Source organism: Burkholderia sp. BCC1977, from assembly GCF_905339595.1.
GTDB lineage: Bacteria > Pseudomonadota > Gammaproteobacteria > Burkholderiales > Burkholderiaceae > Burkholderia.
The window spans coordinates 1-25,967 of the sequence record NZ_CAJPGQ010000054.1; the positions used below are offsets into that span (position 1 = coordinate 1).

The window sequence follows — 25,967 nt, forward strand, 5'->3', positions numbered from 1 at the left end:
GGAACCCGGCGTCACGACGTCCGGCTTCTCGATGAGCGGCAGCGTGCCGAGCTGCTCGTTCTGACGCTCGTCATACCGATCGGGCGACCATGCGGCGGGACCGGTTGGCAGGCCCGCCGCATGGCGCCGTAACGGGGCGTATTCATGCGGACTCGACGCGATGCCGGATCGGCCGGAACTGCGCGATACCTGTACGTCGTCGCCGTCGCGGTCCTCGCATTGTCGATCGGCGTGGCCGGCACCCGGCATGCCGAACCGGAAGCCGCGGCGGTTGATCGGGTGCGCCCGAGCCTCGCCGCTGCCGGGGCGGACGCGTTTTCCGGCGCTGCGCAACGCATCGCGCCCGACGATCGCGGTCTGGCCGTGACGGAAAACCGCGAACTGATCGTGAATGCCGCGTTGCTCGATCTGATCGATGCCTTTCTGCTGAAGAAGACCGACGCCGACAGGGCAGATCGATTGAAGGTCTATCTGCAAAACCGATTGCCGTCGCCGGCGAACCGGGAAGCGATCGGGATTGCCGAGCGTTATCAGGCTTACATGCAAGCGCACGACGATTTGCTTGCGGCCCAGAATCTGGGCCGTGCGACCGACGCCGCGGCCGTCGATATCGAGCGCATCGCGATCTGGCGTCAGCAGCGCGACCGGCTGCGGCAACGCATGCTGGGCGACGAGGTCGTGCAGGCCTGGTATCGGAACGACGACGCGCAGCTGGATCAGGTGCTCGGAGAATGGCGGCAGCGCGCCGAGGACGACCGGACGGCGTCGGCGTCGGCGCCCGCTCGGGAGCCGGACTATCCGGTTCCTCGCTGGCGCAGCACGAGCGATGAAGAACATCATCGCCGGTACATGCTCGCGATACTCGACAAGGCGGTCTCGCGCTACGACGGATCGCGCGACGAAAAACCGTCGTAGCCGAAGGGGTAGCCGTTTTCTTCGATCCCGCTCGCGTGCCGCCCAATCCTCAACAATCTTCATGCAATTGCCCATCGGACCGTGCTTGCGTGCAGAATCGGCGCGCCCGATTCATTCACTCAGGAGATCCTCGCCGTGAAGAAACTGCTCGTCGCTTCGTCAATGGCTGCTTCGTGTCTTGCCGCGCACGCGGGCGAGGCGACATCCCTGTTCACGCTGGAAGACGTGGAGAGCGCATTGAATCGCGGCGCCGTCGTCTCGGTCACTGTCGACCTGCCGAAATGCGCGCCGGCCGGCACGACCACCACGCCGGGCACCACGCGCGGCGGGCTGCGAATCAATGCTTACCGGATCACGCCGGACGGCACGCTCAGTTTCGCGGACGAACACGCGACGGTCGATGCGTCAGGTCAACCGATCTGGCAGTTCATCCGCTATCAGGTGAAGCCCGATCAGACCGTGGCGTTCTCGACCGATCTCTTTGCGCTGCCGTCGTATGCGCGGCTCGCGCCGCGCATCAGCTACGCATGCGCGGTGAATCACGGCATCGCGTTCTTCGCGGAACGTCGCTGACCGGCAGTGCGCGCGCCTGCCGGCGGGCGCCGATGCTTTCAACACTCGGAGGCGGGATGCCCGCACACGTTATTCAAGGCAGTACGCTGCATTACCAGGAATACGGCACCGGATTTCCGGTGCTGCTAGGACACAGCTATCTGTGGGACGGGGCGATGTGGGCGCCGCAGATCGACGCGCTGTCCCGCACTTGCCGGGTCATCGTGCCGGACTTGTGGGGGCATGGGCTGTCGGGCACGCTTCCGGACGGTACGCGCACGCTGGACGATCTGGCCGCCCACGCGAGCGCGTTGCTCGACGCGCTCGACATCGAGCGCTGCGCGGTGGTCGGGCTCAGCGTCGGTGGCATGTGGGGTGCGCGGCTCGCGCTGCGCGAGCCCGAGCGCGTGCGCGCGCTCGTGATGATGGATACCTCGCTGGAGGCCGAACCCGACACGACCCGCACGCGCTACTTCCAGATGCTCGACGCGATCGAGGCCGCGGGTGCGATTTCGCCGCCGCTGCTCGATGCGATCGTGCCGTTGTTCTTCCGGCCGGGCGCGGATCTGACGGGCGCCGTGCCGGTCGCGTTCCGCGACGCGCTGATGAATTTGCCGGCGCACCGGCTGCGGGAATCGATCGTGCCGCTGGGCCGGCTGATCTTCGGCCGCCCTGATACGCTGCCGGCGCTCGCCGCGCTGGACGGACAGCGGACCTTGCTGATGTGCGGCGCGAGCGACGTGGCCCGCCTGCCGGCGGAGACCGAGAAGATGGCGCGCGTGATCGGTTGCCGGCATGCGCTCGTGCCGGATGCGGGCCACATCTCCAACCTGGAGAATCCGGCGTTCGTCACGCGGATGCTGCTCGAATGGTTCGACGAGCATGGGTTTTCCGCCGGGTGACGGGCCCGCCCGCGGCTACTGCGGCTACGACTACGACCGGTCGTTCGTGCGGCCGACGCGCGGTCCGGTTACCGGTCGCGCTCGAACGTGATGATCGAACGCGTGGTGCCCGGCCAGTTCGGCATCTGGCGCCACGGCGTCAGCACCTCGAGGCGGTTGCCCATTACGTGGAATTCGCCGCATTGGGTCGTACCGACCCATTCGGGGTTCCATGCAGCTTCGACCCGGGTGCACCACTGGTTGCCATTGGTCTGCTCGATGCCGGTATACGCAACCAGCGTATTCAGCAACGCCGCTTTCTCGGTGTCCGTCTTCCCCGGCCGCCGGCCGTCGCCGGTCAGCACGAAGGCGACCCGGTGATCGTCGGTGAAGATCACGCGTCCGCTCGGGTGCTCGCCCATCGCCGGAATCTTGCCGTTCGATTCCTTCGACTCGACCTGATAGCCGACGAGCCGCCACGAGCCCGTCAGCGGCGGCTCGTCGGCACGCGCGGCGCCTGACGCCGCCGTTATGGCGGCGACGACGGTCACGATGGCGGTCAGCCGCCGTACGGCGGGCGAAAACAACGGGAATGAGGTCGGGTTGCAATGCTTCATCGTGAATGATCGGGAAAGGGACATGATTCGCGGCGCGCATGCATGACGCCCACACGAGCGAGCCGCGGTTTCGGAACGTGCGTCACGCCGGGATGGTCGTGCCGTTCGGCGTGCCGGCGCCTTGCAGCGGGCCGGCTTCCAGTTTCGCCTTCAGGTTGTTCAGATAGTTCTCGGTATAGGATTTTGCTTCCGTCATCCCGAGATCGATGCTCGCGTTCGCCGCCTTTTCGATGACGGTTTTCGCGAGGCCGTCCCGCATCGCGATCTTGGCCTCGGGGCCGGCGATATCGCCGACCGCCTGGGCGGCGAGGCTCAGGCCGGCTTCCTCGAGCGCTTTCTTGATGTTGCCGCCGCTGATCGCGGTGTGCAGGATGTTTGCCGCCTGCGCCTCGCTTTCGAGCACGGCCGAGCCGAGATCCGCGAGTTCGCCGATGCCGGGGATGAAACTGAGCGCGCTCATCGCGGTGGCAGCCCAGTCGAGCGCCTTCGCGCCGACCTTCAGCACGTCGTTCAGCGCATGCTCGATAAAGCCGCCGTTATGTTTCGGCGTCTTGATCTCGGGCTGGTCGGCCGTGCCCATCATCATGTCCTCGACCGCGTCCTGCTGCTCGGGCGTCGTCGCGGCGTGAGTCCGCGGCTTCTCGACCGTGCGGTTCGCGCTCGACATGTTCTCGTAGAAGTGGTTGAAATCCCGGTTGCTGATGTTGCCCGAATCGACGGTGTGCCCGCCGCCGAAATCGAAGGCGCCGTGGTGGGTCTTGTAGCCGGTGATCGTATTGTTCAGCAGCCCGAACAGCAGCGGATCCTGCAGCAGTTGCTTCGCGGCGTCCCGCACCTTCGGGTCGAGGTGCTTGTCGCCGCTCATCGTCGTGAGCTTGTCGCGCGTCAGGTCGCCGCCGTCGAAGAACACACGCTGGTTTTGATTCATCGTCGCGAGCGTGTTCTGTTCGGCCTGCGTGAGGCTCATCGACGACGAAGCGGCCTGCAGGAAGTCCTCCTTGCGCATCCGGTCGCCGCCGCCGCTCAACTGCTGCCAGGCATCCCGATGCTCGAGGAAATACTGGGCGGCGGCGATGACCTGCGGCGGCGTCTTGCCGGTTTTCGCGTCGCCGTCGACGATCTGCTTGAAGTCGCTTTCGCCGAGATGCTTCGGCAGGTTGTCCGAATAGCGGTAGAGCTCGCGCATTGCATCGCCTTCCGTCATCACCGAAGGCTGCCCGTTTCCGCTGCCGTCGGACGGGATGTAATTCTGCGTATAGTCGGCCGCCTTCGCCTCGTTGAATGCGGCCACCTGCGCATGATTGGCCGAGAAACTGGTCAGGTCCTTCGCCTTGATCTTGCCGCCGCTGTGGCCGTCGCCCTGCGAGCTGATCGCGAAGAACAGGCGCGGGTCGTGCTGCAGCCCCTGGAGCGCGGCCTTCAGGTCGGGCGGCGTCGATGCATCGTTGATCTTGTCGTTCAGCGAATCCCAACTGAGCGGGAACTGATCCTTGTGTCGGTCGAGTACCGCGGTGATCTGCAGTTCCGACTGGTTCAGGGTGCCGCCGTTCCACGTCACGCTCGAGCCGGCGGCCGCGGCCGGCGGGGTCCAGCCGCCGACGTGATCGGGCACCGTGTCGACCGGAGCGCCGCCGGCCGATTGCGCGCTCGCGTACGGCAGCGTCGATCCCGCGTTCGTGTTCTCGTTCGACGTGCCGTCGTCGTCGGCATCGACGTCGTCGCCGACGAGCGAGCCGAGCGAGCGCGACAGCGTCGCGTCGATGGTTTCGGTCATGTTCTGGTTGAACGGCTCGGCGGCCGGCGACGAAGCGTTCGACGACAGCGATGCGGAGACCAGCAGGGGCGACTGTGTGGTTGACGAGAGCAGCGGATTGAGCGACATGGCGTAGACCTGCGAGTGCGAGAGGGAAGAGCGCCACGCATGCGCGCGTGGCACCGCGGAAAAGCGCATTGGCCGACGGCGAAGCGGCCGGACGCCGGTACCGCCGTTTACGTCCGCCGCTTCCATCCGTTTCCGGCACGGCATAGCGTAGGCGCACGCGGCCGGTCGGCGCGGCCCGCGAGCGAAAGTGCGTCGCCAATTCCGAAGGTCGCCCGGAGCACTCCGTCCGTCATCGGGTTCGCGGCGGTGCGTCTGGCTTCGCGGCCGGACGCGCCCGCCTCGGCTCGCGCGGCTACGCTTGCGGCATCGATCGATGCGAGTGAAGGAGGAAGCGGGATGGTCAGGATCGGAGAAGGTGCGTCGCACGTCGGCGCGGCTGCGGAAAGCACGCACGACACGCCGGCGCCGGACGCGCCGGCACACGATGCATCGGGCGAGCGAGACACGTCGATCCGGCGCGGGCCGACCTTGCAGGACCTGATGTCGCACAGCAGCCGGATGCCGACCGACGACCAGCTCGCGCAGGGCCGCGCGAAGCTCAGGAAAGTCCGGACGCTCGACGCGGGGCCGCTCGACGCGACCGGCGAGCCGGTGGGCCGCGCGAGGTGGCGCGAACAGGACGACGCGACCGGCCTGCCGCGGGTCATCGAGGAATCGGCGCACGCGTTCGTCGACGCGGTGGCGTCGATGCGCCACGAGATCGCGGACGTGAAGGCGTCGCTCGACGAGCAGTCGATCGGCAGCGGCCGCGCCGCCACCTTCGCGCGCAAGTCGATGCAGGAATGGGCGGGCCGCACGCATCGCGCGGTAGCGGGGCTCGAGTATCCCGAAGCGCACCTCGACGATGCGAAACGCAAGATCTACGTGAACTGGCGTGCGAACGGGCCGGAGACGTCGCCCGAGCAGCGCGACGGCGATGCCCGCGCCGGCCTGCGCGCGCTGAAGAAGCTGGACCGCCGTTCGAACGGCGTCGACGTCCGGGCGCAGACGCGCCCCGGCACGCATCCGGCCGAATACGAGAAGACCCACGGCAACGAAGCGGCGCTCAACGAGTTCGCCTATTACGTGCTGCCGAAGAAGCCGCGCGAGTTCAGCACGGAGCAGCCTTTCGCGCGGCTGACCGTGAACTTCGACGCGGATGCGTTGCCCGCCGCCGTGCCGCGGATCGGCAAGACCGTGAACGATCGCCGCGACGACGTCGGCCATGCCAAGATCATGGGGCCGGCGCGCACGGGCGGGCGCGTCGACGATGCGGTCGTCTATATGACCGTCGCGAACCCGGACGCCGCGCGCGAGATCGATGCAAAGCTGCGCAAGGACATCCCGCCGCCGCAGCGGCCGAGCACCGCGCCGGGGATGGAGCCGCTCAGCCGGACGAGCGCGTATGCCGAGTACGTGGAAGGCTCGCCGGGCAGCCACGAGATGGATCGCGGCGAGATCGTCAAGCAGGCGGTGGCGGGCAAGCTCGACGGCGATGCGCGGCCGCTGACCGAGCTGATGCGCGACGCCGTCGAGCGAGCCGGCTACGATCCGCAGCGGCCGAGTCATCTCGCCGAACGGCCCGCCGTGTCCGACGCGCGCCCGAAGCGGCGCGGTGTGAGCGGGTTCGTCGGCCGGCTGTTCGGCCGCAAGTGAAGCGGCGGGGCCGGCGGGCGCGGCATGCGCCGCGTGCCGGCCGCCGCGCCGACGCTACGCGGCCGCCGCGAGCAGGGAGGCGGCGGGCGCGGCGATTGCCGGCCCGCGCGCGTCGCCGCACGACGCGACTTCGAGCTTGTAGCCGACGCCATACACGGTGCGCAGCGTGACGTCGTTCGCGACGCCCAGCAAGAGCTTCTTGCGCAGCTTGTAGATGTGCTGCTCGATCGTCCGATCCGCGCAGTCGCGGTCGTTGCCCCAGATCGATTTCGCGACCTGCCCGCGATTGAAACAGGTGCCGGGATTCGAGAAGAACAGCCAGGCCGTCGCGAATTCGCGCGACGTCAGCGCGATCGCGTCGCCGTGCAGCGTGACCGTGCCCGTATCGCGATCGAGCGCATACGGGCCGACCGACAACTGGGTCGGGTCGACGGCGGCGCGGCCCAGGCCGAGCCGGGCAAGCGTCGCGCGCACGTACAGTTCGCTCGGGTTGAACGGCAGCGTGAGTACGTCCGCCGCCCCGAGGTCGTACCAGCGAAACAGCTCCGCGGGCGCGAGGAACGGGCCGAGCACGACGACCGGCGTGCAGCGGTCGGCGTGGCATGCGCGCCATGCCAGCACCGGACTGTGGGTCGCATCGACGCAGCGCGCATCGAACACGATCAGGTCGTACGGACGGCGGCGCAGCGCGCGCAGCATCGTCAGCTCGTCGCTGAACGTGTCTGCGCGGAAGTCCGCGCAGTGCGCATGACGTTCGAGGCTGTCTGCGACGCAGTCCGCGAGGCGCGGATCGCGGGTCAGGAGGGCGTAGTCCAAGGTGACCTCTTCGGAACGGAATGGATGGGCGGCATTCGCGCTCGTCGCCGCGCGGCGGCGTCCGGCGTTTCGCCGGACAGGCCGCGCGTACGCTCATGGGACGGCATGGCCGTTCGCCCGCGGCGTCGCGACTTCGCGGTGTTTCAATCCGTTTGTGCGGCGAACGGAGAAAAGTGACGTGCCTTCCGCAAAATTTATTTTTTGCCGGCGGCAACCCGCCCTGTCCCGGGGGCGTGGCGATCCGCGTCAGGCTTGCGGCGCGAGCGAAACCATCACGACGCATCCGGCATAGCGTCGAACCTGCAGCGGCAGCGTCGCGACGAGCGCGGCGAGGGTGCGCGGCGGGTCGTCGAGCAGGAACACGCCGGTGACGGGCAGCGCGGCGGCGGCGTCCGTCACGCGGATCACGCCCGGATAGTACGGGCGCAGCCGTGCGATCACCGCGCCGAGCGGCTCGGTATGCACGACGAGCTGGCCGTTGCGCCATGCGGCCTCGTCGGCCGCGCTCGCGGCCAGCGGCTCGATGCGGCCGGTGCCCGCGCGCGCGGTGTGGCCGGGCCGCAGCGACAGCGTGGCGCCGCCCGGCACGGCGATCCCGACCGGCGTGTCGAGCGCGGCGACGTGCAGCCACGGGCCGGCCGCGCGGACCGCGAACGCGCCCGCGCGAGCGTGCACGGCGACGGCCGCATGCCGGACCACGAACGGACGGTCGCTCGCCGCCGTGCGCACGAGCAGCGCGCCGGCCCGCAGCGTGACGCCGCGCTCGTTCGCGCGGTAGTCGACGTCGGCGGCGCTGCGCGCGGCCAGCGTGAGCGACGAGCCGTCCGCAAGGGTGGTCGTGCGCTGGTCGCCGGTGTTCGTGTGCAGATCGGCCGACAACTCGCCGAGCGGGTAGAAGCGGTCGGCGAGCGCGCCCGCACCGACCACGAGCGCGCCGAACGACAGCACGCCGCGCACGGCGCGCCGGCGCGCGGGCGCGGCGAGCAGCGCGTCGCCGAGCGCACGCGGCTCCAGGCCGTGCGTGGCCGGCGGCGCCATCGCGCCGAGCGATGCGTCGAGCCGCTCGACGGCGTGCGCGTGCGCGGGATCGGCGCGTTTCCACGCATCGAAGCGCGCGCGATCGCGCGCGGTGGCGTCGCCGGAGCGCAGCAGCACCATCCAGTGGATCGCGGCGTCGAGCACCTGTGGATCGATCGGATCGGTCGTCTTCGGCGTATCGGCGAGATTCACTGCAACGAGGCGAGATAGCAGGTGCGCAGCGCCTGCGCGAGGTAGTCGCGCACCGTCCGCTTCGATACGCCGAGCCGCTCGGCGATCTCGGCATGCGTGAGCCCGTGGAACTGGCTGTAGACGAACGCGTTGCGAGCCTTCGCGGACAGCCCGCCGAGCATCCGGTCGATCGCATGCAGCGTCTCGACGACGAGCGCGCGCTCCTCCTCGGACGGCGCGACGCCTTCCGGGCGTGCGGCGAGCACCGCGAGGTACGCGCGCTCGAGGTCGCGGCGGCGCCAGAAGTCGTAGACGAGACGGTACGCGATCGTCGTCAGCAGCGCGCGCGGCTCGCGCACCGACGCCGTGCAGGACTGCGCGACGAGTTGCGCGAACGTCTCGGAAGCGATGTCCTCTGCCGTAAACGCGCAGCCGAGCTTATAGCGCAGGCGGCCGAGCAGCCAGTGGTAGTCGTTGCGAAAGATCGATTCGACCAGGGGGAGAGCGGTAAGCGTCGTCATACCTCGAATTCCGTATTGCATCGAACGATCGGTCGCCCTGGGCCGGACGGCACCGCGAGGACGAAAATCGCCGGGGCGGGCTGAGTGCAGGCTAACAAAGAAAATTTAAGCGCTCAACCGACACGTCACTGGAGGTTTTCCGCCGTTTCGCACGCGACAAATCTATGACGCACAGGTGACGGTGCCGTGACATTCACTTCGCATTCAGATAGTGGGACGATCGGACCGCGCCGTGCGCCGGCCGTCAGCCGAACTTGAGGTGCGCCAGTTCACGCTGGCCCGCGCTGGCGGTTGTGCCCTGCAGCCGGAACATCGCGGCGAAGCCGCGCTTCTTCGATACCGACTGCTGCTCGCGCACCGCGAGCATCTGCGGCAGCCACGATTCCGGCGCGGCGAGCAGCGTGTCTTCACGCGCGTCGAGGGCGGCAGCCGCGTCTTCGTTCCGGAGCCGCCGCTGCAGGTCGGCCAGCGCGCGGTGCTGCTCGATTTCGCGCGCGATGGCGGGGCGCAGCCTGCGGCGGTGCAGGTAGAGCTGGTTCGGCTGGCGGATCTCGCGCAGCGTCGCGACGAACGCGTCGAGGTCGGCCTCGGCGCGCGCCGGGTCGCTGCCCGCCCGGCGCGCAAGCATGCCGAGCCACTGCGCGCGTTCGTGCTCGATCGTCGCGACGAACGCGTCCGCGCTGTGGTATTCGACGTCCGCATAGCACGCGCGATCGATGAGCGTCGTGCCGGCCGTCGCCAGTTGCAGCTTCGCGGTCTGCCCGTTCGCGAAGAAATGATGCGAGCGCGACAGCGGCGTGGCCGACGTGAGCCCCTGGCTGACCTTGCCGATTTTGTCGCCGACGCCGATGCCGAGCCCGTAGCGCAGCTTCATCCGCGACTTGCCGCCGAGATGGTGCGTCTCGACGCGGTGGGTGCCCGCGCGCTCGACGCCGTCCTGCGACGCGTGCAGCGTCGTCTCGTACGACAGTTCGGCCGAAGGCCCGATGCGCACCGGCGTGTGCTTGCCGCTCACGCGCACGCCGATGCCCGCGTCGAGCGCGACGTGCGCCTTGCTTTCGCGCTGCACCGCGTCGATCCAGCCGATGGACACGTTGCGGTCGTCGCCGTAGCGCGCGGCGAGCGCTTCCCACAGCTGCTCGGGCGACTGGGCGCGGCCCGCCTGTTCGAACAGGAAATCGGACAGCTCGCCGATCGTGCGTTTCGTGGCGTCGTCGTCGTATTTCGGCAGCGCCCAGTCGTCGTATTCGTCGACGGACGTCTTTATCCTGCGCGGCGCGCGTAGCACCACGCCGGCCGGCTCGGTGCGCTCGACGTCGACCGGCACGACGCTCGCGCCGGCGCTCGCGCGCAGCCGCGCGAGCCGGCCCTTGAAGTCGTAGCCGACCGACACGCCCGCGCCCGCCACCGCGCCGATCGAGCGCTGCGTGCCGACGAAGATGTCGATGCCCTGGCCGCCGCGGCCGACCTCGACGCTCGCGTGGCGGCCGCCGCCGATGCGCAGGTCGAGCCGGATCGACAGCGGAAAGCCGACGCCGTGCGCGAGGTGCTGCAGGTTGGTCGACACGCCGCGGGTGGCGAACTCGACCTGGCCGCCGTCGCTCAGCTTCAGCTTGCCCGCCGATTCGATGCCGTGCTCGAGGAAGTCGCGGAACAGCCGCTTGACGTCGTCGACGGTCATCGCATCCGGCAGCACGTCGCGCGCGGTGTCGATCGCGCGAACGCCGTCGATCGCGCGCGCGGCGGCTGTGGCCGACGGCGCGTCGGCGTGGCCGGCCTCGCGCAGCCACGTATCGAACAGGTCGGCGTCGGGCGCGGGCGCGCCGGCTTCCGGCGGGGCGTCGCCGTCGTCGGCCCAGCGCCGCAGCAGCGCGGCGCGCGCCGATTGTTCGGGCGCGGCCGTATCGGACGCGCGCGCGGCGTTCCCGTCGAGATGATCGGCGAGCGCGGCGGCCGCGGCGCGCAGCGCGTGGTCGCGTTTCGCGGCTTCCTTGTCGAGCGTGCCGAGCTGCGCGCCCTGCGTGCCGAGCGCGAGCCCCGACAGCGGCGACTTCTTCTTCGCGAGCATGCCCCACAGGCGCGACGCACCGCTGCGCTTCTCGACGCGCGGGATCGTGCGCCGCGTGAACTTCGCGAGGCGGCCGGCGGTGCGCGCGAGCAGGCCATGCTTGCCGTCGTCGCGATAGCCCTGGCGCCATGCGAACAGCGTGCCGGCGTCGTGCGGCTGCGCCGTGTCGCCGCGCAGCCGCCGCGCGGCCGCGGCGGCGGTGCGCCCGGCGAGCGATGCGGCCGCGTCGCCGGCGGCGGCCGGCGCGTGCGCGATGTCGGCCGGCAGCGCCGCGTCGACGCCGGTTGTGCCGAGCTGGTCGGACGCTTGCAGCCACGCGCGCGCGGTGTCGCGCGACGCGGCGGGCAGGCGTGCGCCGACCAGATCGGTCAGTACCGCGAAACCGCCGTCCGAGTGCGACAGCAGTTGCGCGGCCTGCCGGCCCGCGCGTTCGGCGGCGCGGGTGTCGTCCGCGTTCGGGAACGCGTCCGCTGCGTCGCGGAACACGGGTTCCGCGTCGCCGTCGTCACCGGCTTGCGGCGCTTCGGGGGCGTCGAACCAGACGTCGCCGTCCGCATCCGGCGCGCTCGCACGTGCGCCGAGCGCGGACGGCCGGAAATCGAGATCGTGCTCGATGTAGTCGAGCGCGCGTAGCGCAGCGGCGGCGTCGCCGTGCGCGACGGCCGCGAGCGTCTGCGCGACGAGCAGCGGCCGGCCGAACGGTGCGTCGGGTATCGCGTCGGTGCGCGGGGCGAAGGCGGCAAGTCGGTCGAGCAGTGCGTCGCGCGCGGCGGGGGCGTCGTCACCCGCGAACAGCACGCGCGCGGCCGCATGAAATGCCGCCGCGCCATGCGGGACGTGCGCCGCGCCGGCATCCGGCGTGGCGTTCGGCGCGGTGCCGGCCGGTGGTTTGTGTTTCGCGCGCGCCGCGCTGGCGAACAGGCTGCGCTTCAGCGAGTCGGCCTTCGCGGCGCCGCGCGGCGGCTTGGCCGGCCGGTCGGCGCGCGTGGCGGCGGGGGCGGTTGCGGGCGTTGGCGCGGAAGCCTCTGCGGCGTTTGCCGGCGAGGCGTCGGAAACGTTCGCGGTTGCGTGCCGTCCGGCATGCTCCTGTGCGCTGGCCGGCGACGCTGCGGTGGTGTTCGCGGCCGCGGCCGCCGGTTGCGCGCCGGCCCGCCCGGGCGGCGCGAGCGGTCGGCCCGCGCGTTTGTGGCTCCACGTCAGCGTCGCGGTCTCGCGGTCCGCGACGCCGAGCGTGCGCTTGAAACGGCCGAGCGGCGACAGCGCGGCCGGCTTGCCGGGCGCGCGCGGCGTTGCCGCTGTTTCGGAGGCGGCCGCGGAGGCCTGGGCCGGTTCGGCCGCGGCATTGCCCGGGCCGCGCGACGGCGACGAACGATTGAACAGACGGAGCATGGGGGAAACTCGACGATCGGGCGGCGGGGCGCCGGAGCATCCACTGTCCGGCGCCGGCGTGACAATCGCCGCCGCGGCGCGAAGCGATGTCGCGCGCGGCGAAGCGCGTGACCGCCTAACCCGCGTTCGCGCCGGCCGGCGCCTGCGCCCACCGGTTCGCGATGTCAAGCGGCAGGTCGATCAGCGACACTTCGCGCGCACCGCTCGCGCTCGTTTGCGCCTGCACCTGCAACCCGAAATTGACGCCGGCGCTGCGGCGGCCCGACGCCTCTTCGTAGACGGCCAACGATTGCGGCACGCGCGCGTCCGGCTGCCGCACCAGCGCGTAGCTCGCGCGGCGCAGAGCGGCAAGCTCGTCTGCGCCGTCCGGTCGGCGTGCGGCCTGCTTCGCCGCCGCCGCATACTGATCGAGCGTGCGCAGCACGTCCTGCTTGAGGCGGTAGCGGATATAGAAGCCCTGGTTCGGGCGCTCGCCCCGTTTCGCATCGCCGAGCAGCTTTTCCAGCCGCGTGCGGCCGCGGTCGACGTCGCCGTCTTCGAGCGCCGTGCACACGCGCTCCCACTGCTCGCGGTGGCCCGGTTCCGACGCGAACCGGACGAACGAGCCGGCATTGTGCTCGGTCAGGTCGATGAACGTATTGGACTCGGAGAAGCGGCCCTGTTCGAGCATCGCGCTGAACGCCGCGTCGAAGCCCGATTCGTGCAGCGCGAAGGTCGCCGACGCGAACGGAATCGACGGAAAGCTCAGCGAGTCCGGCGTGTCGACCGCGCCTTCGCCCGGGATGTCGACCGACGGCACGGTCATGTTCGCGCTGGCGGTGAGCGTCTGCATGTGCGACGCGCCTTCGCTGAAGCGCACCTGCGGATGCGCGCCGGTCGCATCGTCGCGTTTCGCGACCGTCGCCGCCCACTGCGCGCCGTAGGTCAGCGAGCCGCCGACCCGCGACGTTTGCCCGCCCTTCGATTTGCCGCCGATCCGCGCGATGCCCGTCACCGCCGCGCCCATGCCCGCGGTGGCCCGCCGGTGGTCGACCCACGACACCGACAGCCCGCGATCGTCGAAGTAGCGGTTCGCGAAGTGCTCCCACATATCGTTCGCGCTCAGCTCGCGCTGCCCGGGCGCGGACATCTCGAACAGATAGTCGACCGCCTCGCTCATCTTCGTGCGCATGGCCGCGTAGTCGGGTTTGCCGTCGGCGTTTTTCGGCGGCACGAAGCGCAGCCGCACGCCGGTCGGCTTCGCGTGCTCGACGCGTCCGGTCGCGCTCGCCGCGCCGCCGACCAGCGCATTGAAATGCTTCGCGCCATAGCCCGCGCCGAGGAACACGCCGCCGCCGGCGTGCCCTTCGTGCGCCGTCTGCGTGCCGATGAATATCTCGCCGCCTTCCGCGCCGGTCGCGATCGACACGGTCGCCGTGCGGCCGCGCGACGCGCCGACGTCGATGATCGGCAGCAGCACCGTGCCCGCGTGCGTGACCGCGAGCGCGATGTTGATCGACAGCGCGCCCGCATCGGCGCCGGCGACGCCGCCGTCGGTGAACGACACCGCGTTGCCGCCGTTGTGGTCGGCGATGTATTGCTTCAGGAAAGTTTTCAGCGCATCCGGCGACAGGTTGTCGGGCTTCACGTCGAGCGGATGGAGGACCGCGTGCGCATGGCGCAGCGCGCTGGCGAATTCCGTTTCGGCGGGTGAGGCGCCTGCGCCGCCGTCGGCCTGCATCGGCAGCGCGCTTTGCGCGGCCCACTCGGCGAGCGTGGCGTCGGTCAGCTTCATGCCCGCGAGCGCCGCGACCGCGGGCGGCAGCGGCGGCATCGCATGCGGCCGGCCGGCCGCGGCGGGCGACGCCGAGAAGCGCGGCGGCACGCCCGCGAGCGCGTCGATGCGCGCGGCGATGTCGACCAGCGACTGCGCGTCGAGCGTCTGTCCGTACGGCCGCGCGGTTTCGCTGTGTTCCGACCAGTGCGCGAGCACCGCGATGCGCACGAGCGCGGCCGGCGTGCGGCCGGCCAGCACGTCGGCCGCATCGGTCGGCTGAAGCGGATGGGTTTCCTCGAGATGCGCGCGCAGCAGGTCGATCGCCCGCGTGAGGTGCGTGTCGAGCTGCGCCTGGTCGTCGTCCGGGTGCTTCAGGTGCGCGCCCATCGTGCCGTATCGGCCGGCCGCGAGGAACGGCGACTTCTTGGCGCCGAACGCGCGCTGGACCACATGCTTCGCGCGGCGGGCCGCATTGCCCGCGACGCGCAGCGACGATGCGACCGGCTGCGCCGGATCGAACGCGGTGCGGTTCATCCGGTCGCGGCTTTCCGCGCGCGACACGTACTTGCGAAACTTCGCGAGCCGCTCGCGCGTGCGCGACAGCATGCCGTGCCGCGCATCGTCGCGAAAGCCCTGGCGCCACGCGAACAGCGCGGTGCGGTCGGCCATCGACAGCGGCGCATCGCCGGCAAGCTGCGCGTGGCTGGCGCGCAGCGCCTTGCACGCGAGCGTGTCGCGCGCCGGCTGGCCGGCGGCTTGCGTCGCGTATTGCAGCGCGTCGGCGAGATCGGTGGGGCCGGAGGTTTCGCCGCGCTCGGCCGCGATCTGCGCGGACGCCGAGAGCACGTCGCGCAGCGCATCTCGGTGCGGCGCGGACAGCGGCGGCAGCAACGCGGCCAGCGTGTCGGCGCCCGCGCCGCTGTCGGCAAGGATCTGCGCAGCCGCGAATGCGTCCGCGCGCGCCTGCGGCGAATCGGTATCGTGATCGGCGGCGGCGCGTGCGTCGGGCGATGCCGGCGGCGTTGCGTCGAACCGTGCCGTATCGCCGATTGCGTCCTCGAATTCGTCGTCCGAATCGTCGAGCCGGTCGCTCGCATCGTGGAAAACATCGGCATCCGTATCGTTGTCGAGCGCCGAGGGCGGCAGGAACGCGCCGTGCCGAAGCGCGGCGAGCGCTGCCTGTGCGCGAGCCGGCTGCGCGTGCGTGGCTTGCGCGAGCGCGTCGGCAAGCAGCGCATGCGGTGCGAACGGCAGCGCATCCGGCACGCGCATGTCGTGCGAGGCGAACGGCTGCGCGAGTGCGGCGCGCAACGCGTGCGCCGGCGGCTCGTCGCCGAAGCGCGCCTGCAGCCATTGCTCGAAACCAGCCGCCGAGCCCATCGCGTCGAGCCGTGCCGCGTCGTGCGCGGGCTTCATGCCGAGCGCATGCTTGATGTCGTTGCGAACCGCGGCGCCCGGCGACGCGGCCGGAGCGAAGGTCTGCTTCATCACGCGGGCCAGACGCCGCTCCTGCGACGACGACAACGGGGGCGGCGGTGCGTCCGGTGCGGGCGTATCGAGCGCCGGTGCATCCGCATGCGGCTCGATGCGCGCGTCGCCGCGGGCGGGCAGCGCGGTCGGCCGGCCCGACTGCGTGCTGGAGACGACGACCGCCGACGTCGTCGTGCTGACGAGCCGCTTCTGCACGAAGCGCTGCGCACGGCCCTTCAGCTTCGATGCGAAGTTCGCGGCGCCGCCGTTCGTGCCGCCCGTGCCGCGCTCCGGCGCCGGGCGGCGCGGCGCGGACCCCGACGGTGCGCCGGGACTGCCGCCGAGCAGTTCGCCCAGCGTGCGGCGCGGCGGGGATACGGTGGCGGAATCGGCGGCGGCCGGTTCGTGTGGCGCGGCATCGGGCGCGTGATCGGTCGGTGCGGGGATGGCCGGTTGCGCTGCGGCAGCGACGGAGGTTGTTCTTGGCATCGTTTGTCCCTCGGAGATGGATTGAGCGCCGGCGCGGCGCGCGAAGCGGCGTCAGCGTCCGACAGGTCAGGATAGGCAGCGGCAAGGTGTGCCGCGATGTGCGACGCGAACGCATCGATGCGCGGGCGAATGCCTCACGCCCGGATCCACAGATACGCGCCGGTCGCGATCGCGTCGAACATCTCGTCGGTCGACGCGAAGATGTTGTTTTTCCAGTAACGGCCGTGCTCGACGTAGTGGTCGAGCAGGTCGACGAGCCAGTCGCCCGTCACCTGGTCGTCGAGCGGCACGCGCACGATCATCACGATGCCGCCGGTCGCATCGTCGAGCCCGAGCTGCGCCTGGTCCTGCGCGTAGATCGACAGGTTCGCTTCGAGCATCAGCCTGAATACCGTCAGCGTACGGCCGGCCGTCACGATGCCGTATTGCATGTGCAGGTAGAGCGCGTCGTCGTCCGCATCGCCGTCTTCGTGATCGCGGCCCGCGTGGAGCGCCACGTCGAATCCGTCGATCTCGATCCGGCGGTGCTTCAGCACGCGGTCGACGTCGGGCAGGGCGAGCGCGTCGCACAGGTCGGCGATGGCCGCATCGAAGCGTTCGGAAGACATCGGCGTGAGTGCGGTAGGCGGCGCTGAGGACGCGTGGGAGGCACGGCGTGCGCCGTGTGGCGGCCCGCGCGCGGCGGGAGGGTGGGCCGGCGCGAACGCCGCCGGTAGGGCGGGGCGTTCGCGCCGGCGGCGGGCGTTACTGCGTGAGCGACTTTGCGTTGTCGCCGGCCTTCTTGATGACCTGGTTCTCGGCCATGTTGAAGTTCAGCGCGTTCATCGCGCTGGTGATCGCGTTGTTCATGCCCATCTGGTCGTTGACCGAACCCGTGATCGTCGATTCGGCGCCGCTGATGCCGGATTGCTCCGTCGCGAGCGTCGAGGTGCCCATCGAGGCGCTGTTCAGTACACTCGTTGCCGAAGAACCGGCGTTCGCGCCACGGAAGATGCTGCTGATGCTCATGTGAATGCTCCTGTGAGGAAGTGATTCAGGGAAGTTGCGTTGCCATCGGCGTGGTCCTTGCAGCACCGGAATGCCGCTCGGATTCGTTCGCCCGCCGCGTCGCCGTGCGCGTCGGGTGTCGCGGGACGTGCCCGCTGTTCCGGTTCAGTCCGCGGCTGCCTGTGCGCTCGCATCGAGCACGATTTCGCGCGCGGCCAGCAGCCCTTCGTGCAGCACGCTCGCCTCCGTGCGCGACGCCTGGTCCGGCGCGCTCATCCAGTGCGCCTTGACCCGCTTCGCGGTTTCGTCGAGCGCGGCGACGATCGCCGCGACGCGGCGGCCGTCCGGGTCGGCGGCGCAGGTCGCGCCGAGCTGATTCAGGTCTGCGGTTATCTTCGGGTCGAGCGGTTCGAACATCGGAAACTCCTGATCGTGTGATTGGTGTGGAATCATCGCGTGCCGTCGACGAAATGTTTGGCGCCGTCGGGCGTTTCGACGTAACGCAGCCCGTCGATGCCGAGCGCGGCGTCGTAGGTCGACGGCGCTTTTTGCGCGGGGTCGGCGGCGTCGATCGCGACGTCGATGCGCCGTACGCCGGCGCCGAGATCCGAGCGCACCTCGGCCACCCGTGCGAGCGTATGACGCGCGTCGGCGGTCGAGCCCGTCACCGCGAACACGCCGTCGCCGATATAGCGCACGTCGAGATCGCGGTTGTCGAGCGATTCGCGGATGTTCTCGACGATCGTGCTCGCCACCGCGAAACGCGCGTCGCTGCGCACCGGCTGGCGCTGCAGCAGCCGGTGCACGGCGGTGGCCGCGGCCGCGTCCGGTGCGATGCCGTCGACGACGAGTGTGCCGCCGGCCAGCGTCGCGTGCAGCTCGTCGAGCCGCATGCGCCGCAGCGCCGCGTTGGTGGCGTCGAGCGCGAGCCGCGTATCGGGCACGTTCGACGCGCGCGACTCCGCGCCGAAGCGCAGGAACGGGGCGGCGATCAGCACGCTCATCGCGACTGCTCCGCATGCGAGCGCACGGCTTGCGCGGCTGCGCGGCGCGTGCCGTGCGCTTGCCGGCACGGGCGGCGCGTCGTCGTCGCGCGGCAGCGGACGATCCGCGTGCAGCAGCCTGCCGAGCAGCGCGAGATCGTCCGGCCATGCGCCGTCGGCCGGTCCGACGCACAGCACGACGGGGCCGAAGCGGACCGGCTCGAAAGCGGCCAGCGGTCCGTGCAGCGTGTCGTCGTCAGTGTGGTAGCGAAGCGTTCCATCGTCGTCGGTCTCGATCGTCAGCGGGGCATCGTGCCAGTCGGTCAACCGGATTTGCGCGTCGGTGTCGCGGTCGATCCGGTAACGTGTTGCGTTCAACTTTAGTCGTGCGCCTGCGTGCACGCCGGTCAGTACGCGAAGTTCGTTCTGCATTTGCGAATTCCCGGTATCCATTCGTTGTCGATCCGCTTCAGTCGGCGTCGCCGTCGGCGAGCATCATCCGTAGCCGCGCGGCGGCGCGCCGCGCATCGCGCACGCGCCGCGGCCGCGCCGCGTTGAGCAGCCACAGCGGCGCGAGCAGCTGGAAACGGCGCAGCGCGTCGGAGCCGGCGGGCGTGCCGTCCCCGAATAGCGCGGCGAGGCGCTCGCGAATCGCACGCAGCGTGTCGGGCGCCGCGTCGTGTGTCGTGTCTTGCGCCTCGTCGTGCGCCTGTTGCGCGGCGGCGAGGTGGTCGGCCATCAGGCGCCATGCGGCGTGCCGCAACGGCGTGCTGCCCGTGTGGTCGAGCTCGACGCGCGTGAGCGCGAACACCGCGTGCGCAAGCGTGTCGCGCATGCCGTCCGGATCGCCCGCGCGCCGGCGCAGCTCGACGCCGAACAGGTCGATCACTTGGTCGACGCGGCGTGCGATTTCGACGGGAGTCGGCTGCGTCGCGGCCGCCGTGCCGGTATGCGCTTCGGCGGCGTGCACGACCGCGTGCATGCGTTGCTGCCGCGCGCCGCCATCGCCGCCTTCATGATCGCCGCCGCCGCGGCCACCGGACGCACCGCCCACGGCGACGCTCAAAGTGGCCTGGCTGCGTCCCGCCCGTGCGCGCACCTGCCGTTCGTCCGCCTGTTCGTACTCGGCTTCGGCGCCCGGCACGTCGGCGCCGCGCGCGCCGCGCCGGCGCGGACGCCGCGGCGCGCGCATCAACGGCGCGAGCGCGGGCGACACCGCATCGTCGAGCGCGTCGGACGCTGCGTCGCCGCCAGCGTCCTGCGACGCGAAGCGCCAGCCGCGCCGTCCGGCGCGCAGCGTGCCGCCGCCGGACGGCGCGCGGCGCACACCCGGTGCGGGCGTCGCCGGCACGGCTTCGGGCGCGAGATCGGCGGTGGCGCCCGAGCGATTCGTGATGCGCACGCTCATGGGAATGCAGCCTTCATCAGCGCGTCGCCGAAACGCAGGATCGCGGCAGCGCCCCACGGCGCGCAGACGATCAGCGTGACCGTGACGATCGCGAGCTTCAGTCCGAAGCTGATCGACGAGTCCTGCAGCGACAGCACGGCCTGGAGGAACGCGATCAGCAGCCCGCCGAGCGCCGCGACCGCGACGACCGGCAGCGACACCATCAGGCACAGCATCAGCGCGTCGGAAGTGAGGCGCACCAGCGAATCGGCATCCATCGCGTTACCTGTAGGTCAGCACGAGACCGTGAATCAGCGTCGACCAGCCGTCCATCACGACGAACAGCAGCAGCTTGAACGGAATCGCGACGTTGGTTGGCGTGACCTGCGACAAGCCCATCGCCATCAGCACGTTGGCGATCACGAGATCGATCACGACGAACACCAAATACAGCAGGAAGCCGATCCGGAACGCATCGGTCAGCTCAGTCAGCGTGAACGCGGGCGCGAGCACGATCAGGTCGTCGGGTTTGAGCGCGTCGGCCTTGTCCTTCGGCCAGATCTCCTGCGCGGAGCGCAGGAAGAACGCTTTTTCGCGCTCGCGCGTGTGCTTGAGCAGGAAGCGGCGGAACGGCTCGCGGGTCGCGTCGACCAGTTCCGCGACGCGATTCGTCGTGTAGTCGCCGGGCGCCGCCGTCTGCGCGCTGCGCAGCGCGTCCATTCCGATCGGCGCCATCACGAAGCACGACACGATCAGCGCGATGCCGTTGAGCACGGTGCTCGGCGGCACCTGCTGAATGCCCAGCGCATTGCGCAGCAGGCCGAGCACGACGACGATCTTCGTGTACGACGTGACCACCATCGCGGCGAACGGCAGCAGCCCGAGCAGCAGCAGCGCGAGCAGCAGCGAGCCGATATCAGGAATCTGCAGCATCGGGCGCCGCCATGCGGGAGATTTGCACGCCGAGCTGGTCGCCGATCGCGACCAGCCTGCCGATGCCGATCGTCTGGCCGTAGACGACGAGCCGGATGTCCGCCTCGTCGACGGGCAGCGCGAGTTCGAGCACGTGGCCGGGGCCGAGCGCCGCGAGATCGGCGACGGGCAGCACGACGGCATCGAGTTCGAGCTGGACCGGTACGTCGAGCGTGTCGAGCGGCACCATTTCGTTGGACGGGGGAGCGCCGGTCGGCGCGCTATCGTGATCGGAGGTCATGGCGGGCGAAGCGGTGAGGATCAGGGTGGAGCCGGACACGCGCACGGTCGCGCGCCATTGCCGGCCGGATGCGTGCCCGCCATGCAGCGACGCATGCTCGAGCTCGCCGTCGGGCGTGGCCGCGAGCGCGTGCAGCAGGATGTCGCCGGCACGCAGCGTGCGCAGCAGCGCGCAACGGTAGCGGCGCGCGCCGAGCCGCACGCGCGTGGGCAGCCGCAATGCGTGCAGCCACGTCGGGCGTGCCGGCGGCAATGCGGCGCAGTGCGCTTCGAGGCGCGCGGCGACGTCGTCGTCGATGCTCACGACGCCCGCGGCGACGTGCAGCGCGCGAGCGCGCAGCGTCACGTCGAGCGACGCGGGCGTGTCGCTCGCATCGTCGGCATCGAATGCGGCCACGCGTGCCGGGCCGAGACCGAGCGGCGTGAGCCGGGCGAGCGTGCGGTCGAGCACGATGCCGGCCGCCGCCGCGCGGCGCGCGGCGTTGGCGTCGGTTGCGACGAGGGCAAGCGCGGCGTCCGCGTGCGCATCGATCCGCAATTGCAGCGCGCCGGCGTCGAAGCGCAGCGTCAGCGACGCCGGACAGCCGAGCGCACGCGGCGGGCGCGCCGCGCGCACCGCGATGTCGAGGCCCGCGCCGCGGGCGGCGCGAACCAGCCGCGCATCGGACAGCACGCGCGCCAGCCGCGCGGCGGCCGGCGTCATGCGCGCCAGCGCGGCGGTGGCCGGCGCGAGCGGGAGCGGGGGCGGGCAATTCGGTTCGTGGTTCATCCGCGAGCAAGGCGAGCGAGTCATCCGACGTCGACGTCGAGTTCGTAGCCGCCGTGCAGGGCGGCTTCGAGCGTCGTGCGCAACGTGTCCTGGTGAGCGCAGATTAGCTGCCGCGATTGCGCGTGAGCGGTCTCGAAGCGAAGCGACAGGCAGGGAGGCGAAAGCGTCATCGACAGCAGCGTGTCGGGCAGCAGGTTCGGATCGAGCCGCAGCCGTGCCGACCACGCACCGTGCTGCCGGACCGCCGCCGTGTTGCAGAATTCGGCGACCCGTGCGGCGATTCGCTCGGCCGTCAAGCGGGCGCGGCTTTCCTGCAGGCACGCGAGCGCGATGCGCCCGGACAGGCCGGCGGCGTCCGGCGCGTCGTGCGCGTCGGATGCATCGGGCGCATCCGAGGTGTCGGACGGATCGCGCTCGCGCGCACCGGTCTGCCCGCGGCCCGCGCCGATGGCCGTACATACGTCGACGCGCGGGGCTGCCGCTGCCTGCGGTGCGTCGCTGTCGCCGTCGTCGCGCATCGACGCGAGCTTACCGGCCGAGCCGCGCAGCGCAGCAAAGCGCGCGCGGCGCGCGGCGTCGGCCGATTGCGGGCCGGTCGCAGGCGCGGGCAGCGCGTGAATGCGCACCGCGCGGGCAGCGCGTCGGGTGAGCGTCATGCGACGACCCGGCCCAGCGGGTGCAGTTCGACGTGTCCGCTCAGCTCCTGGAACGAATACACCTGTAGCCAGCCGAGACGCGCCTCGACCATCCGGCGGCAATAGCGGCGAATGTCCATCGACGTGACGAGCGCGACCGGCTCGCGCGGCCCGCCGCCGACGATCTGCTCGACCTGCGACACGAGTTGCGCGGCCTGTTCCGGCGCGAGCGTCAGGAAGTTGCCGGCCGGCGTCGCCTTGATCGACTGCCGGATCAGCTGCTCGACCGCGGCGTCGAGCATCACCGCCGGCAACCGGCCGGTGCCGCCCGTGGCGCGATGCGCGAGATAGGGGCCGAGATCGCCGCGCACGTATTCGGTCAGCATCAGCAGGTCTTTTTCCTTCGGTCCCCAGACGATCAGGCTTTCGAGGATCGCCTTGATGTTGCGCACCGGCACGCGCTCTTCGAGCAGGCGGCGCAGCACGTCCGCGATCCGCTGCGCGGGCAGTGTCTTCTGCACTTCGGCGACGAGGCCCGGATAGTCGGCACCCACCTGCTCGAGAATCCACTGCGCCTCCTGCATGCCGACGAACAGGTGCGCGCGCGCATGCAGCGGCTCGACCGCATGGCGCGCGAGCGCCTGCTCGCGTCCGTCGCCGTCGGCGAGTTCGCCGGACAGCATCGGCACGTCGTGCACGAGTACTTCATAGCGCATGCCGTCGAGCGCCGCGCTTTGCCACATCGCGATACCGGGAAACGGCAGCCCGAGCGATTCGACAAGCCGCTTGCGCTCGGCGTCGATCGCCGCGTCGAGCACGTCGGCGTCGAGCGCGGCGGCGAGCCCGGCGGACATCCGCACTGACAGCGGCGACGCGAAGTCCGGCGCGTCGGCGGAAATCGCCGGCGCTTCGCCTTTCGCGCCCTTGCGGCGCGCGGCTGGCATGCGCGCCTTGTCATCGGCGCTGCGCGAGCGTTCGCGTTTCCACAGCGCGTAGCCGCCGCCGCCGACGCCCGCGGCGAGCGCGAGGAACAGCAGCGCGGGAAAGCCCGGCACGAGCGCGAAGCACGCGAGCAGCGCGCTCGCGGTGAAGAGCGCGCGCACGTTGCCGACGAGCTGCCGGCCGATCTCGATGCCGAGCGACGACGATTTTTCGTCGGCTTCGTTTGCGACCCGCGTGATCATCACGCCGGCCGCCACCGAGATCAGCAGCGATGCGATCTGCGACACCATCGCATCGCCGATCGACAGGATCGCGAAGCGGTTGGCCGCGTCGCCGGCCGTCATGTCGTGATACGTGACGCCGATCACGATGCCCGCGAAGATGTTGACCATCGTGATCACGAGCCCGGCGATCGCGTCGCCTTTCACGAATTTCATCGCGCCGTCCATCCCGCCGTGCAACTGGCTTTCGATCGCGAGTTGCGCGCGCTTGCGGCGCGCATCGTCGGCCGACAGGTTGCCGCCGCGCAGGTCGGCGTCGATGCTCATCTGCTTGCCGGGCATCGCATCGAGCGTGAAGCGCGCGCCGACTTCGGCGACGCGCTCGGAGCCCTTCGCGATCACGATGAACTGCACCGTCGTGATGATCAGGAACACGACCAGGCCGACGACGAGATTGCCGCCGACGACCAGTTCGCCGAAGCTCTCGATGATGTGGCCCGCGTCCGCGTGCAGCAGGATCGATTTCGTCGACGCGATGTTCAGCGACAGGCGGAACAGCGTTGTGAACAGCAGCAGCGCCGGGAACGACGACAGCGAGATCGAGTTCGGCACGTACATCGTGACCATCAGCAGCACGACGCTGATCGTGATGTTTAGCCCGAGCAGCGTGTCGATCAGCATCGTCGGCAGCGGCAGGATCATCAGCGCGACGACCGCGATCACGAGCGCCGCGATCGCGATCTCGCCGCTGTATTCGAGTTTTTTCAGCACGGACATGATGAGCGTCAGAGGAGGGGTTGAGCGGAGGCGTCGTCCGCCGGCCGGCCGAGATCGTCGACCCATTTCAGCACCGCCGCGACGGCCTCGAACAGCGCTTCGGGAATCGGCGCGTCGATGTCGACCCGGTGCAGCGCGCGGGCGAGCGGCGGGTTCGCGATGATCGGCACGCCGTGCGCGATCGCGTACGCGCGCAGTTGCAGCGCTTCGCCGTCGACGCCCTTCGCGAGCACGTGCGGCACGCCGAGCGCGTCCGGGTCGTAGCCGAGCGCGACCGCGTAGTGGGTCGGGTTGACGACGACCGCCTTCGCCTGCGCGACGCGCTGGCGCGGATCGCCGAAGATCAGCTCGTGCGCGACCTTGCGGCGTTCGCCCTTGATTTCCGGGTTGCCGTCGACGTCCTTGAATTCGCGCTTGACCTCGTCCTTCGACATCCGGTGATCGCGGATGAACAGCCAGCGCTGGATGCCCCAGTCGGCCGCGCCGACCACGACGAACAGCGCGCACGCGACGGCGGTAAACCGGCACAGCACGCGCCAGCCGATCTGCACGACGTCGACGATCGGCTCGTGCGCGACGCCGAGGATCAGCGGCAGAAGCTGCATGACGCCTTGCCACAGCACGATGCCGACCACGAGCGCCTTGACCAGCAGCTTCAGCAGATCGATGACGGTGCGCATCGAGAAGATCTTGCGCAGACCCGTCGCGGGATTCACCGCATCGAGCTTGGGCATCACGGGCTCGAGCGACAGCACGAGCCCGGCCTGGCAGACCGAGCCGGCGATCGCCGCGAGCGCGGCGACCGCGACGAACGGCCCGGCAAGGCACGCGGCCTCGATCGCCATCCGGCCCAGCGCGCGATGCAGCTCGAACGTGTCGCGTTGCGCCGCGCCGATATCGACGCCGATCGCGAGCAGCGCGCGCACGTGGTCGCCCAGGTAGTTGCCGGCGATCGATATCAGCACCGTGATCGCGATGAACACCGCGGCGACGGTCACGTCCGGGCTCGTCGCGACCTCGCCGTCCTCGCGCGCGTCGCGAAGCCGCTTCGCGGTCGGCTGTTCGGTCTTTTCGTCGGACATGGGCTGGCGTCGAAGTGAAGTCCGCGCCGATTGTCTCAACGCACGGGGCGGCATGCTGCGCGGCGCGCGAAGACGCCGCCGCGTGCACGAAATCGCACGAAACGCCCCGCCGGCCGACGCCGGCTTCGCCCGCGCATGCGCGGCTTCGCGTCCGGCCGCGCGGTTCGCGATGCGCGCCGCTATCGTGGCGCAACGGTCGTCGCGGCGTGCGGCGCAACCGCTGAATGTCACGGACACGGGAGCGGAGTGAAGCGCTGAAGCGCCGACTCCGATCGACCGCGAAGCATCGGATAGGAGAACCAGCGATGGAATACACGCAATGCGGCGGCGATGTAGTGAAGGCATTGATCGAAGTCGTCACGGTCGGACTGCAACGCAACAGGATCGCCGAATCCGAGGCCGTGCTCGCCGCGGTGCGGGTGCTGCGGCCGAAGATCAAGGCGCTCGAGACGTTCGACGCGTGGATCGCGTTGAAGCGCGGACAATTCCGCGACGCGGCGCGCATGCTGCGCACGGTCGAGGCCGAGCAGTCGCCGCTGCCGCTCAGCAAGGCGCTGCTCGCGTGCTGCCTGTTCGCGATCGGCGATGCGGGCTGGTCGATTACCGCGAACGAGGTGATCGAGGAGAACCTCGACGCCGACGCGGTGTCGCTCGTGAAGCTGCTGAGCGGGCAGCCGAAGCCGGCCGACGAGCCGCAGGCGGCCGAGGCCGCGCCGCCCGCCGCGCAGGTCGACCTGTCGCAGTTCCATTACCTGCGGGCGTAAGCCCGCCG

23 protein-coding genes are annotated in these 25,967 nt (G+C 70.5%); 5 read left to right on the forward strand and 18 right to left on the reverse strand.

Annotation, left to right across the window (positions count from 1 at the left end):
• Nucleotides 1–144 precede the first annotated feature (144 nt).
• From U5771_RS30615 to U5771_RS30625, 3 genes are all read left to right on the forward strand, one after another.
• Nucleotides 145–915, forward strand: a complete 771-nt coding sequence (locus tag U5771_RS30615; RefSeq protein ID WP_322027428.1) for a hypothetical protein — start codon at nt 145–147, stop codon at nt 913–915.
• A 135-nt stretch (nt 916–1,050) separates the two neighbouring features.
• Entirely contained in the window at nt 1,051–1,488 is a 438-nt protein-coding gene (locus U5771_RS30620) for a VirK family protein (protein ID WP_322027429.1), read from the forward strand.
• 56 nt (nt 1,489–1,544) lie between these two features.
• Nucleotides 1,545–2,369 (forward strand): alpha/beta fold hydrolase, encoded by an 825-nt coding sequence (locus U5771_RS30625; RefSeq protein ID WP_322027430.1) that lies wholly within the window; start codon nt 1,545–1,547, stop codon nt 2,367–2,369.
• Nucleotides 2,370–2,437: 68 nt separating this feature from the next.
• Here the strand turns inward: U5771_RS30625 and U5771_RS30630 are convergent, their stop codons facing one another.
• A complete protein-coding gene (locus U5771_RS30630) occupies nt 2,438–2,965 on the reverse strand; it encodes a lipocalin-like domain-containing protein (protein ID WP_322027431.1) in 528 nt (175 codons plus the stop codon).
• Nucleotides 2,966–3,047: 82 nt separating this feature from the next.
• Entirely contained in the window at nt 3,048–4,847 is a 1,800-nt protein-coding gene (locus tag U5771_RS30635) for an HrpF/NolX family T3SS translocon protein (protein WP_322027432.1), read from the reverse strand.
• Nucleotides 4,848–5,183: 336 nt separating this feature from the next.
• On the opposite strand from U5771_RS30635, the gene U5771_RS30640 reads away from it, so the two are divergent.
• A complete protein-coding gene (locus tag U5771_RS30640; RefSeq protein WP_322027433.1) occupies nt 5,184–6,482 on the forward strand; it encodes a T3SS effector HopA1 family protein in 1,299 nt (432 codons plus the stop codon).
• Nucleotides 6,483–6,536: 54 nt separating this feature from the next.
• On the opposite strand, the gene U5771_RS30645 is transcribed toward U5771_RS30640, so the two are convergent.
• The 16 genes from U5771_RS30645 to sctU form a co-directional block, all read right to left on the reverse strand.
• On the reverse strand, nt 6,537–7,298 hold the full coding sequence (locus tag U5771_RS30645; protein ID WP_322027434.1) for a response regulator transcription factor: 762 nt from the start codon (nt 7,296–7,298) through the stop codon (nt 6,537–6,539).
• Nucleotides 7,299–7,544: 246 nt separating this feature from the next.
• Nucleotides 7,545–8,528: a FecR family protein gene (locus U5771_RS30650; protein ID WP_322027435.1), complete on the reverse strand. Its 984-nt coding sequence runs from the start codon at nt 8,526–8,528 to the stop codon at nt 7,545–7,547.
• Nucleotides 8,525–9,028 carry a sigma-70 family RNA polymerase sigma factor gene (locus U5771_RS30655; protein WP_322027436.1) on the reverse strand — a complete coding sequence of 168 codons (504 nt, stop codon included), beginning with the start codon at nt 9,026–9,028 and terminating at the stop codon, nt 8,525–8,527. Before U5771_RS30655 ends, U5771_RS30650 begins: the two co-directional genes overlap by 4 nt.
• Before the next feature lie 244 nt (nt 9,029–9,272).
• Nucleotides 9,273–12,485: a hypothetical protein gene (locus tag U5771_RS30660; RefSeq protein ID WP_322027437.1), complete on the reverse strand. Its 3,213-nt coding sequence runs from the start codon at nt 12,483–12,485 to the stop codon at nt 9,273–9,275.
• Nucleotides 12,486–12,600: 115 nt separating this feature from the next.
• Entirely contained in the window at nt 12,601–16,200 is a 3,600-nt protein-coding gene (locus tag U5771_RS30665) for a hypothetical protein (protein ID WP_322027438.1), read from the reverse strand.
• A 134-nt stretch (nt 16,201–16,334) separates the two neighbouring features.
• Nucleotides 16,335–16,808 (reverse strand): CesT family type III secretion system chaperone, encoded by a 474-nt coding sequence (locus tag U5771_RS30670; RefSeq protein WP_322027439.1) that lies wholly within the window; start codon nt 16,806–16,808, stop codon nt 16,335–16,337.
• 136 nt (nt 16,809–16,944) lie between these two features.
• Nucleotides 16,945–17,208, reverse strand: a complete 264-nt coding sequence (locus tag U5771_RS30675) for a hypothetical protein (protein WP_322027440.1) — start codon at nt 17,206–17,208, stop codon at nt 16,945–16,947.
• A 144-nt stretch (nt 17,209–17,352) separates the two neighbouring features.
• Nucleotides 17,353–17,604 (reverse strand): type III secretion system protein, encoded by a 252-nt coding sequence (locus U5771_RS30680; RefSeq protein WP_322027441.1) that lies wholly within the window; start codon nt 17,602–17,604, stop codon nt 17,353–17,355.
• 32 nt (nt 17,605–17,636) lie between these two features.
• On the reverse strand, nt 17,637–18,602 hold the full coding sequence (gene hrpD5 / locus U5771_RS30685; RefSeq protein ID WP_322027442.1) for an HrpD5 family protein: 966 nt from the start codon (nt 18,600–18,602) through the stop codon (nt 17,637–17,639).
• Between the two features lie 37 nt (nt 18,603–18,639).
• Nucleotides 18,640–19,578, reverse strand: a complete 939-nt coding sequence (locus U5771_RS30690; RefSeq protein ID WP_322027443.1) for a hypothetical protein — start codon at nt 19,576–19,578, stop codon at nt 18,640–18,642.
• A complete protein-coding gene (gene sctS / locus U5771_RS30695; protein WP_114182159.1) occupies nt 19,575–19,835 on the reverse strand; it encodes a type III secretion system export apparatus subunit SctS in 261 nt (86 codons plus the stop codon). Before sctS ends, U5771_RS30690 begins: the two co-directional genes overlap by 4 nt.
• A gap of 4 nt (nt 19,836–19,839) precedes the next feature.
• Complete coding sequence (gene sctR / locus U5771_RS30700; RefSeq protein WP_322027444.1) at nt 19,840–20,490, reverse strand: type III secretion system export apparatus subunit SctR; 651 nt, start codon at nt 20,488–20,490, stop codon at nt 19,840–19,842.
• Complete coding sequence (gene sctQ / locus U5771_RS30705; RefSeq protein WP_322027445.1) at nt 20,474–21,562, reverse strand: type III secretion system cytoplasmic ring protein SctQ; 1,089 nt, start codon at nt 21,560–21,562, stop codon at nt 20,474–20,476. The genes sctR and sctQ overlap by 17 nt, the downstream gene beginning before the upstream one ends.
• Entirely contained in the window at nt 21,559–22,194 is a 636-nt protein-coding gene (gene sctP / locus U5771_RS30710) for a type III secretion system protein SctP (protein ID WP_322027446.1), read from the reverse strand. The genes sctQ and sctP overlap by 4 nt, the downstream gene beginning before the upstream one ends.
• Nucleotides 22,191–24,113 carry an FHIPEP family type III secretion protein gene (locus U5771_RS30715; RefSeq protein WP_322027447.1) on the reverse strand — a complete coding sequence of 641 codons (1,923 nt, stop codon included), beginning with the start codon at nt 24,111–24,113 and terminating at the stop codon, nt 22,191–22,193. Before U5771_RS30715 ends, sctP begins: the two co-directional genes overlap by 4 nt.
• 8 nt (nt 24,114–24,121) lie before the next feature.
• The gene (gene sctU, locus U5771_RS30720) at nt 24,122–25,195 is read right to left on the reverse strand and encodes a type III secretion system export apparatus subunit SctU (protein WP_322027448.1); all 1,074 of its coding nucleotides are present in this window, start codon (nt 25,193–25,195) and stop codon (nt 24,122–24,124) included.
• A gap of 305 nt (nt 25,196–25,500) precedes the next feature.
• Between sctU and U5771_RS30725 the strand changes: the two genes are divergently transcribed.
• The gene (locus U5771_RS30725) at nt 25,501–25,959 is read left to right on the forward strand and encodes an HrpB1 family type III secretion system apparatus protein (protein ID WP_322027449.1); all 459 of its coding nucleotides are present in this window, start codon (nt 25,501–25,503) and stop codon (nt 25,957–25,959) included.
• Nucleotides 25,960–25,967 lie beyond the last annotated feature (8 nt).

Coding starts and splice junctions, on each gene's coding strand:
- U5771_RS30615 (WP_322027428.1), top strand. CDS start 145: ATGCGGACTCGACGCGATGCCGGATCGGCCGGAACTGCGCGATACCTG.
- U5771_RS30625 (WP_322027430.1), top strand. CDS start 1,545: ATGCCCGCACACGTTATTCAAGGCAGTACGCTGCATTACCAGGAATAC.
- U5771_RS30630 (WP_322027431.1), bottom strand. CDS start 2,965: ATGAAGCATTGCAACCCGACCTCATTCCCGTTGTTTTCGCCCGCCGTA.
- U5771_RS30635 (WP_322027432.1), bottom strand. CDS start 4,847: ATGTCGCTCAATCCGCTGCTCTCGTCAACCACACAGTCGCCCCTGCTG.
- U5771_RS30640 (WP_322027433.1), top strand. CDS start 5,184: ATGGTCAGGATCGGAGAAGGTGCGTCGCACGTCGGCGCGGCTGCGGAA.
- U5771_RS30655 (WP_322027436.1), bottom strand. CDS start 9,028: ATGACGACGCTTACCGCTCTCCCCCTGGTCGAATCGATCTTTCGCAAC.
- U5771_RS30660 (WP_322027437.1), bottom strand. CDS start 12,485: ATGCTCCGTCTGTTCAATCGTTCGTCGCCGTCGCGCGGCCCGGGCAAT.
- U5771_RS30665 (WP_322027438.1), bottom strand. CDS start 16,200: ATGCCAAGAACAACCTCCGTCGCTGCCGCAGCGCAACCGGCCATCCCC.
- U5771_RS30670 (WP_322027439.1), bottom strand. CDS start 16,808: ATGTCTTCCGAACGCTTCGATGCGGCCATCGCCGACCTGTGCGACGCG.
- U5771_RS30675 (WP_322027440.1), bottom strand. CDS start 17,208: ATGAGCATCAGCAGCATCTTCCGTGGCGCGAACGCCGGTTCTTCGGCA.
- U5771_RS30680 (WP_322027441.1), bottom strand. CDS start 17,604: ATGTTCGAACCGCTCGACCCGAAGATAACCGCAGACCTGAATCAGCTC.
- hrpD5 (WP_322027442.1), bottom strand. CDS start 18,602: ATGCAGAACGAACTTCGCGTACTGACCGGCGTGCACGCAGGCGCACGA.
- U5771_RS30690 (WP_322027443.1), bottom strand. CDS start 19,578: ATGAGCGTGCGCATCACGAATCGCTCGGGCGCCACCGCCGATCTCGCG.
- sctS (WP_114182159.1), bottom strand. CDS start 19,835: ATGGATGCCGATTCGCTGGTGCGCCTCACTTCCGACGCGCTGATGCTG.
- sctR (WP_322027444.1), bottom strand. CDS start 20,490: ATGCTGCAGATTCCTGATATCGGCTCGCTGCTGCTCGCGCTGCTGCTG.
- sctQ (WP_322027445.1), bottom strand. CDS start 21,562: ATGACTCGCTCGCCTTGCTCGCGGATGAACCACGAACCGAATTGCCCG.
- sctP (WP_322027446.1), bottom strand. CDS start 22,194: ATGACGCTCACCCGACGCGCTGCCCGCGCGGTGCGCATTCACGCGCTG.
- U5771_RS30715 (WP_322027447.1), bottom strand. CDS start 24,113: ATGTCCGTGCTGAAAAAACTCGAATACAGCGGCGAGATCGCGATCGCG.
- sctU (WP_322027448.1), bottom strand. CDS start 25,195: ATGTCCGACGAAAAGACCGAACAGCCGACCGCGAAGCGGCTTCGCGAC.
- U5771_RS30725 (WP_322027449.1), top strand. CDS start 25,501: ATGGAATACACGCAATGCGGCGGCGATGTAGTGAAGGCATTGATCGAA.